Source organism: Psychroflexus planctonicus, from assembly GCF_014640195.1.
In the GTDB taxonomy this organism is placed as follows: domain Bacteria; phylum Bacteroidota; class Bacteroidia; order Flavobacteriales; family Flavobacteriaceae; genus Psychroflexus; species Psychroflexus planctonicus.
The window spans coordinates 125688-134547 of the sequence record NZ_BMGM01000011.1 but is presented as its reverse complement, the minus strand read 5'-3'; the positions used below and the strand labels follow the sequence as shown (position 1 = coordinate 134547).

The window sequence follows — 8860 nt, the reverse complement described above, 5'->3', positions numbered from 1 at the left end:
AAAGTAAGCTAATTGCGATACCTAATTTTATATTTAATTTCTGCATGATCTCTTTATTTTTTAATTAATTCTTGGGTGTAGCTATTGCCTTCCTGGTCGGTAAGTTGTACAATGTATACACCAGAGACTAAATGGCCTAAGCTTAAGCGCAAGTTGGTATTACTCATTGCTTCTGCTTTAATTTGCATTTGTTGTCCTAGCATGTTGTAAACAGCTACATTTGCTTTGTCTGTTAAGGTCAAGTTGCTTTGTAGTTGCACTACATCTACCGCTGGGTTAGGGTAGAGGCTAAACAACTTCTTGTCCACATCTTCCATGCTCATGGTTTCTGCATCAAACTTTAAGGAAAAACGTTGACTATCTAGCGATTCCGCTACATTGGCATCAACACTAAAGTGATACGCTTCGCCATCTGCTAACAAAGTCTCCGTACCTAAATACGCATCTACTAAATAAACTTCTGTTGTTTCAAAACTAGATAAGTTGGCGGTAAAGTGATAATTTTGTTTCCAATAAAAAAAAATCTTTAAATTCTAAGTCCGATTAATCGAATACAATTTTTTGATTGGTAGCCAATGCGTATTTTAAGTTAAGCGATGGTTTTTTGTAAAAAAATAAATTCGCATTCAGCCCTGATAAAAGATTTGTAATAAATTGCCTATAAATCTATGTCTCGAATGTTCAACTTGACACACTTGACTGCCGTGAGAAAAGTTGTTTTTAAATCATTATTTACTGTTTCAATAACAGATATTTTCTAAGTAATCTTTTATCAGAAAGAGTCATTAGGCTGTTTTATATTGTTACGAAGTTGAGTAATGAGATGTATACCCTCAACAAATAGAAGCTTCTCAAGCTTTTTAGAAATGTATCCTTTATCGGCAAATAGTTTTCCAAATATTCCTTTTAAAAACCCTTCGTTTTTTAATTGTTCCCTATCAGCAACTTGTATCAACGAAAGCCACTGAGGTGAAATAAAATCATAATTGTTATAATTTCACTCTGACTCATTACAGGTGGTGTTTTAGACTTATTGCCTAATCTATGTTTATGTAAAAAGGGAATAAATTGTTGAGTAAACTCATCGACAAGACCAAGAATATCAGTAATTTTGGTGCAAGTTATGATAAGAAATAGCTTTTATATATATGAATTTCAACACTTTAAATATGAAGCTATTTCTTTTTTTTTGCAATAAAACTTTCAAAAATATTAATCGAACTCAGATTATAAAGATGTGAATGCAATGAATTTAAATATGCTTTAACAATTAAAAAATTTTAAATTTTTAACTAAATTTGTAATTAAAAGATGATAAAAAATTTAAACCAGTCCGTTGTACTTCTAACAACAATATTGTTTTGGATTAGTTTAGCACAAGCTCAAGAGTCAATCAATACTTCAGGGGGTGATGCATCGGGCAGTGGTGGTACAGTTGCTTACAGTGTAGGTCAGGTAGTTTACACTACAAACACAGCGAGTAATGGTAGTGCAGCTCAAGGTGTGCAACAAGCCTATGAAATTTACAGTTTAGCTATAAAGGAAGTTAGGACTTCTATTTCGGTTGATGTATTTCCAAATCCTACTACTAGTAATTTAACCTTGCAATTAAACGAATTTAACAACCAGGCGTATTCTTACCAGCTTTACGACATACTAGGCAAAGCTTTAAAGAAAGGTGAAATTACAAGTAAACAAACACAAATAAACACATCAGGTTTACCTTCAGCCACTTACATCCTTCACATACAAAATGAAGAAAGCCAAAACGTACAATCCTTTAAAGTAATTAAAACCCAATGATATAGTATTTTTGAGAAAAATACATAGTCTAATTAGTCCCGATAGCGAAGCGTATCGAAAACAAACAAAACGAAGTTAAATTAAAAACATGAAAACAATGAAACATGTATTTACTATTTTAGTAAGCATACTAATGGCTACAAACGTCTTTGGTCAAACCCCAGAAAAGATGAGTTACCAAGCTGTTGTTAGAGAAAGTGCTAACGAATTAGTTGCTAATACTCAAGTTGGTATGCAGTTAAGTATCCTGCAAGGCGGTGATAACGGTAACGTAGTTTATCAAGAAACCCAAACGCCAACCACTAATGTAAACGGCTTAGTGAGTGTTGAAATTGGAACAGGAACAGTAATTAGCGGTAATTTTACAACTATTGACTGGTCAACTGGTCCTTATTTTATTAAAACTGAAACTGACCCAACAGGCGGTTCAAATTATAATATTACAGGAACAAGTCAGTTGATAAGTGTTCCTTATGCTTTATATGCGAAGGAGTCTGGTAGCTCTATACCAGGACCGGCAGGTGAAGATGGCGATGATGGCGTTGGAATTACATCTACGACCGATAATAACGATGGTACATTTACACTCAACTTTAGTGACGGTAGTAGTTTTACCACTTCAGATTTAACAGGCCCACAAGGCCCGATAGGCGCTCCTGGCAATGATGGTATTGATGGCGAAAATGGCGATGATGGTGTTGGAATTACATCTACGACCGATAATAACGATGGTACATTTACACTCAACTTTAGTGACGGTAGTAGTTTTACCACCTCAGATTTAACAGGCCCACAAGGCCCGATAGGCACACCTGGCAACGATGGTCTTGATGGCGAAGACGGCGAAGATGGTGTAGGAATTACATCTACGACCGATAACAATGACGGAACATTTACATTTAACTTTAGTGACGGTAGTAGTTTTACCACTTCAGATTTAACAGGCCCACAAGGTATAGCTAGTTCAGGTAATAATACTGGAGATATGCTTTATTGGGATGGTTCAGAATGGGTAATTGTGCCGGTTGGTTCCCCTGGTCAAGTACTTCAACTTAATGTAAATGGAACACCTGAATGGATGGGATCTGGATATGCGACTGTTACAACAGAACCTGTAACAAATATTGGTCCAACCGAAGCTGATTTTAGTGGCGATGTAACTTCTGACGGTGGTTCTGCTGTAACTGAACGTGGTTTCGTTTATGATACAAGTCCTTCGCCTAATTTAACTGATAATGTTGAAATAGTTGGAGACGGAACAGGGAGTTTTAATACCACAATTACAGGATTAGCCATTGGTCAGACTTATTATGTTAGAGCTTATGCTACTAACAACAGTGGAACAATTTATGGCAACGAAGTATCTTTTCAAACGAATTCTTCTTACGAGCTTGGTGATACAGGACCAGCTGGTGGTTTGGTGTTTTATGATAAAGGATCATACAGTAATGGGTGGCGCTATATGGAAGCAAATCCAGTAGATTTGTCAACAGGCACTGATTGGGGTTGTTCTGGTAGCTTAATTCCTGGTAGCCAACCAAGCGCTATAGGAAACGGCCCCCAAAACACACAAGATATTGTAGATAATTGTACTGGAACAAACATAGCAGCTAGATTATGTAACAATTATTCATTTAATGGATTTGATGACTGGTTTTTGCCTGCACGCCAGGAGTTAGACCAAATGTACCTGAACCTTCATGCACAAGATTTAGGCTCGTTTAATAGTCTATCTACTTATTGGAGTTCCACTGAAAACAATAATATCAGTGCGCAAGGCGTATCCTTCAATACTGGAAATACTATAAATAATAATAAATTGTCTTCTTACAGAGTAAGAGCAGTGAGAAGATTTTAAATGTTTCTAGGTTGAGACTTTTAAAAGCATTTTTGGCGGGATTTTTTATCAAATTTTCCGCCATTTTAATTTCAATACACCAAGATTTAATTTCTAATTTGCTGTAAATAATGTCTTGTACTATAGCATGAATTTAACTGAGTAAAAATCAAAGCAAACTCAGGATGAAGACCATAATCAATTTGGGTTAAATTTAATAATTATAATGTTCGCAGGCTGACTATTCATCTATGTTGTAAAAAATCACTAGGGTTTCTATATCATTAGAATCTTGAGGCTCGTTTTTGTACAAGACAACTTTATTTTCATCAATAAAAATTCCAGCATCGTATATTGCAGGAATTTTCTCTAAAACATCTTGATCTGTTGTGTGAAATATATTTGATCTACCTAAAGCATAAGTGTCATTTGGCGATACGTCATGTATAAAACTCTCATTAAATTCATTTTGGAATGTCGCCAGGATATTAAAATTTAAATCCAAAAGCAGATGGTTCCAGTACAACTTATTATTTCTTAAGATAATTCTGGGCTTCATAAATTCCGTAGTACTTTTATTTTGTAAAAGTGAAAAAACATTATTATTAGTTTCTATTTTATTAAGATCGCATCCAGTAATTAGGCTTTCGCCGTGGTAAATTATGTTATTGTTATCCAGTACAAAATCTCCTCTATAAAAATTAGATTGAGCATAACTCATTGTGGATTGATAGGGAACATCTACATTATTTATAATATCATAAATTCTGAATTGAGTACTGTTACCTATAATATGATAATACAAATTACCATTGCTTGACACTTCAATATTCCTTGCTGGATTAGACAAGAACAATAATGAAGAATCATCATAGTTGTCTAAATTAATTTTACGGATTGCTCCACCATTTGATGCATATAAGTAATTATAGTTAGGATCAATTTCTATATCAAAAAATCTAAGGGGTACAAATAATCTATCAATTACTGTTTTAGTTTGAGGATTAATGACTACCAGACCCAAATCGCCGCTATAACCATATTCATTTGTGTCAACAATCCCATAAATCAATTGTCTGGAGTCATCAAAAATTAATTTTGAAATGGGGTAATTAACATTAATAAAGTCTCCAGCTTGTATCGATTCGGTATTACTTTCTATCAGGACATTATTGTTATTTCTCTTGGCAAAAACCTTATAATAATGTCTTTTTCCTAGTCTTGCTGTACTATCAATGAAGGTGTTTGTGTTTATATTATCTGTTGTAAAAACTAATTCATTATTTGTATTTACATCAATAAATGTGGACCTGTATACTTCAAATGATTCAAAATTTTCAATATCTGCAGTTTCCCAGGAAATTTCTATTGAATGATTAGTTTTCTCTAGGGGCAAAAGTTTTAATACCTTAAAGATTTCTATTTCATCAGATATTATTGAATCGTTTTCGTTAGTGACTGAAAAGCTAATCTTATGAATATTGGGACTAAGGCTGTTATCTATAATAGTAGAAATTCCTTCGGTGTTAAGGTAGCCTTCAAAAAAAACTCCATCCTTATCGCTAGACCATGTAAAATTTAATTTTGTAAAATCTACATTAGATTCTGATGATAATATTCCCATAAAACTAATCTCACTTTCTGGCTGGAAAGATTCATGATTAACTGGTGTTTCAATACTTATTTGTTTATCATCTAATGGTATTGCAGGTATGCTGTCGTCAGCTTCACATGAAACCATAAAGTTTACTAACAAGAATAATATTATAACAGGCTTAATAGTAGTGTTCAACATATTAATTTAAATTTCTTGACTTATTAACCTTAGTTCGATTAATATGAACGCTTTTTTAAAACATAAAAAAGCGAATAGCTTTACATTCAGTGTATTGGAATTCAATCATAAAAAAGCTACATCTTATGATTCCTTAAAACAAAATTACTGCTATTTTTTTTCATGTAGTCGAGTTCACTCAAAAATTCACTCTTCTTTTTACAGAACCACAATTTAGGTAACAAGCCTAAAAGACCTGCTGTTATGAGCCAGAACGAAACTTTTACAATAATGATTTTTTACACATCATTACTCAGCTTTGTAACCATATAAAAAATAGATTTAATGACTCTTTATGAAAAATATTACTTTGAAAAAGATCAGATATTGAAATGCTAAATGATGTACTGGCAGTCAGATGTTTCAAAATGAACATTCAAGAAATAGATCAATCGGCAATTTTATAACAAACCTTATATCTAGGCTTAAAGCATATTCGTTTTTTGATAAGAAAGCATCTCTTCATTTTAAAAATACACTGAATACTAATCAAACAACTATATTTGATTAATCGAACTCAGGTTAAGAACATTCTGTACTCGAAATTCTAACCCAATACTAGCTTTACAAATACAAAAACCCTAAATTAGACCATTCTAAAACCAAATAAAAACAAATGTCCGAAGACCATAAAAAACAACTCGAAACTCAATTGTGGAATATTGCCAACGAACTCCGTGGAAAAATGGATGCAGACGAGTTTCGAGATTATATCTTAGGCTTTATATTCTTTAAATACCTATCTGAAAAAATGCACATTTATGCAGACGAAGTATTAAAGGATGATGACCTTCAATTTGTAGATTTAAATCCTGATGATGCTACCGATGCCGAATACCTTGATGCCGTTCGGGAAGAAGCTTTAGGAAAATTGGGGTACTTTTTAATGCCAAATGAATTGTTTTCTGAAATTGCCAAACGCGGTAACAAAAAAGCGGTTGACCAAAGCAATTTTATTATCGAAGACCTGACGGCTATTCTCAATAATATCGAGCAAAGTACCATGGGAACGGATTCTGAAGACGATTTTGGTAATTTGTTTGAAGATTTAGATCTCAACTCCACCAAATTAGGAAAAACCGTTGATGCCAGAAACACGTTAATTGCTAAAGTCTTGGCACATTTAGATAAAATTGACTTTAAATTACAAGACACCGAAAGCGATGTCTTAGGCGATGCTTACGAATATTTAATTGCGCAGTTTGCCAGTGGAGCAGGAAAAAAAGCAGGCGAGTTTTACACCCCACAACAAGTCTCTAAAGTTTTAGCTAAACTCGTTAGCCTTGGTAAAGACAAAATAAAATCGGTGTACGATCCCACTTGTGGTAGTAGTTCGTTGTTGTTGCGTGTGGCTAAAGAAACCAACGTAGCGCAATTTTTTGGACAAGAACTCAACCGAACCACCTACAACTTAGCGCGCATGAACATGATTTTGCACGATGTGCATTACAAGCGTTTTGATATTCGGCAAGAAGATACCTTGGAGAAACCACAGCATTTTGACCAGAAATTTGAAGCCATTGTTGCCAATCCGCCATTTTCAGCTAATTGGTCTGCCAACGATTTGTTTTTAGGCGACGAACGTTTTAGCCATTATGGTAAACTCGCACCCAAATCGAAAGCCGATTATGCATTTGTGCAACACATGTTGTATCATCTAGACGAGCAAGGTACCATGGCTGTAGTTTTACCCCATGGCGCATTGTTTCGTGGCGCAGCCGAAGGCCATATTCGTGAGTTTATCATTAAAGAAAAAAACGAACTCGATGCGGTAATTGGTTTACCCGCCAATATATTTTATGGCACCAGCATACCGACTTGCATTATGGTGTTTAAAAAATGCCGCCCAAACGACCAGGATATTTTATTTATTGATGCTTCTCAGGAATTTGAAAAAGTAAAAACACAAAATTACCTAACCGAAGCGCATGTAGATAAAATCATTAATACCTATCAAACCCGTGAAAATATAGATAAATACGCCTATGTAGCCAATTTAAAAGAAGTGGAAGAAAACGATTTCAACCTAAATATACCTCGTTATGTAGATACTTTTGAAGAAGAAGAACCTATAGATTTAGATGCCGTTAGCCAAGAATTGAAGCAACTGAACCAAGACATCACCAAAGTAGATTCAGAAATTGAAAACTACTGCAAAGAGTTGAACTTAAAAACCCCATTTTAAGATGAAATCTTCAACTGAAACTAACGTGCCTGAATTACGCTTTCCTGAATTTGAAGGGGAATGGAAAATAAGTAACCTAGGAAAATCATCAAATATGAAAGCAGGTAATTTTGTGCCTGCAAAAAAAATAAAAGATATAGAAACGGAATACAACTACCCTTGTTATGGAGGAAATGGTTTAAGAGGCTATACAAAATCATTTACTCATGTTGGGAAATTTTCTCTAATTGGTCGTCAAGGTGCACTTTGCGGAAATGTAAAACTTGTTGAAGGTAAATTTCATGCTACTGAACACGCAGTTGTAGTCAAACATGAAAAAGATATTGATACAGACTTTCTATTTTATACTTTAAAAATCCTTAAGCTGAATCGATATGCTACTGGTCAGGCACAACCAGGCTTATCAATATCGAATATTGAATCTGTCAAATTTAGCTTTCCCCAACTCCCCGAACAACAAAAAATAGCCGATTTTTTAAGCCAAGTCGATCGTAAAATAGACTTACTCCAACAAAAAGTGTCGGCTTTAGAGCAATACAAAAAAGGCGTAATGCAACAGCTGTTTAGTCAGCAACTGCGGTTTAAAGATGATGATGGTAATGACTTTCTTGAATGGGAAGAGAAGAAGTTGGGTGAGATAGGTGTTTTTAAAACTAGTAGTGTTGACAAAAAATCCAAAAATGATCAAAATGAAGTTTTTCTAATTAATTATATGGATGTTTACAAGCATAAAACTATAAATAATGAAAATATAAATTCATTTCAAGTTGTTACTGCAAATGTCACTCAAATTAAATCATCAAACATTAAAAAGGGAGATATTTTATTTACACCTAGTTCTGAAACACCATCTGATATTGGTCACTCAGTTGTCATTTTTGAAAATATTGAAAATGCTGTATTTAGCTATCACTTGATACGATTTAGACCCAATATAAAATTAAATTTATTGTACTCTCATTACTTCTGTAATATACCTAAAGTTTTAAAGCAAATTTCAAAGTTTGCAACTGGTAGCACCAGATTTACAATTTCAAGTAAAAATTTTTCAAATATAACTGTGGATTTGCCTTGTTTTGAAGAACAAATCAAAATCGCTAATTTTTTAAGTAGCATCGACCAAAAAATAGCGCACACCCAAGAGCAATTGGAGCAGACCCAAAACTTTAAAAAAGGTTTATTACAGAAAATGTTTGTGTAG

General features: G+C 33.9%; 6 protein-coding genes and 2 pseudogenes. 5 read left to right on the top strand and 3 right to left on the bottom strand.

Annotated elements, in window-relative coordinates:
• Nucleotides 1–53 precede the first annotated feature (53 nt).
• Together IEV72_RS12045 and IEV72_RS13770 are read right to left on the bottom strand one after the other, a co-directional pair.
• Nucleotides 54–422, bottom strand: a complete 369-nt coding sequence (locus IEV72_RS12045) for a T9SS type A sorting domain-containing protein (protein WP_188459363.1) — start codon at nt 420–422, stop codon at nt 54–56.
• A 121-nt stretch (nt 423–543) separates the two neighbouring features.
• Nucleotides 544–919: pseudogene (locus tag IEV72_RS13770) on the bottom strand (transposase); the annotation flags it as partial.
• A 392-nt stretch (nt 920–1311) separates the two neighbouring features.
• Between IEV72_RS13770 and IEV72_RS12035 the strand changes: the two are divergent.
• Together IEV72_RS12035 and IEV72_RS12030 are read left to right on the top strand one after the other, a co-directional pair.
• Complete coding sequence (locus IEV72_RS12035; protein ID WP_188459362.1) at nt 1312–1803, top strand: T9SS type A sorting domain-containing protein; 492 nt, start codon at nt 1312–1314, stop codon at nt 1801–1803.
• Between the two features lie 97 nt (nt 1804–1900).
• Nucleotides 1901–3661, top strand: a complete 1761-nt coding sequence (locus IEV72_RS12030) for an Lcl domain-containing protein (RefSeq protein ID WP_194428404.1) — start codon at nt 1901–1903, stop codon at nt 3659–3661.
• A 220-nt stretch (nt 3662–3881) separates the two neighbouring features.
• Here the strand turns inward: IEV72_RS12030 and IEV72_RS12025 are convergent, their stop codons facing one another.
• Complete coding sequence (locus IEV72_RS12025; protein WP_188459360.1) at nt 3882–5435, bottom strand: hypothetical protein; 1554 nt, start codon at nt 5433–5435, stop codon at nt 3882–3884.
• A gap of 272 nt (nt 5436–5707) precedes the next feature.
• On the opposite strand from IEV72_RS12025, the pseudogene IEV72_RS13790 reads away from it, so the two are divergent.
• The 3 genes and pseudogenes from IEV72_RS13790 to IEV72_RS12015 form a co-directional block, all read left to right on the top strand.
• Nucleotides 5708–5985: pseudogene (locus tag IEV72_RS13790) on the top strand (transposase); the annotation flags it as partial.
• A gap of 105 nt (nt 5986–6090) precedes the next feature.
• Nucleotides 6091–7659 (top strand): type I restriction-modification system subunit M, encoded by a 1569-nt coding sequence (locus tag IEV72_RS12020; protein WP_188459359.1) that lies wholly within the window; start codon nt 6091–6093, stop codon nt 7657–7659.
• Between the two features lies 1 nt (nt 7660).
• The gene (locus IEV72_RS12015) at nt 7661–8860 is read left to right on the top strand and encodes a restriction endonuclease subunit S (protein WP_188459358.1); all 1200 of its coding nucleotides are present in this window, start codon (nt 7661–7663) and stop codon (nt 8858–8860) included.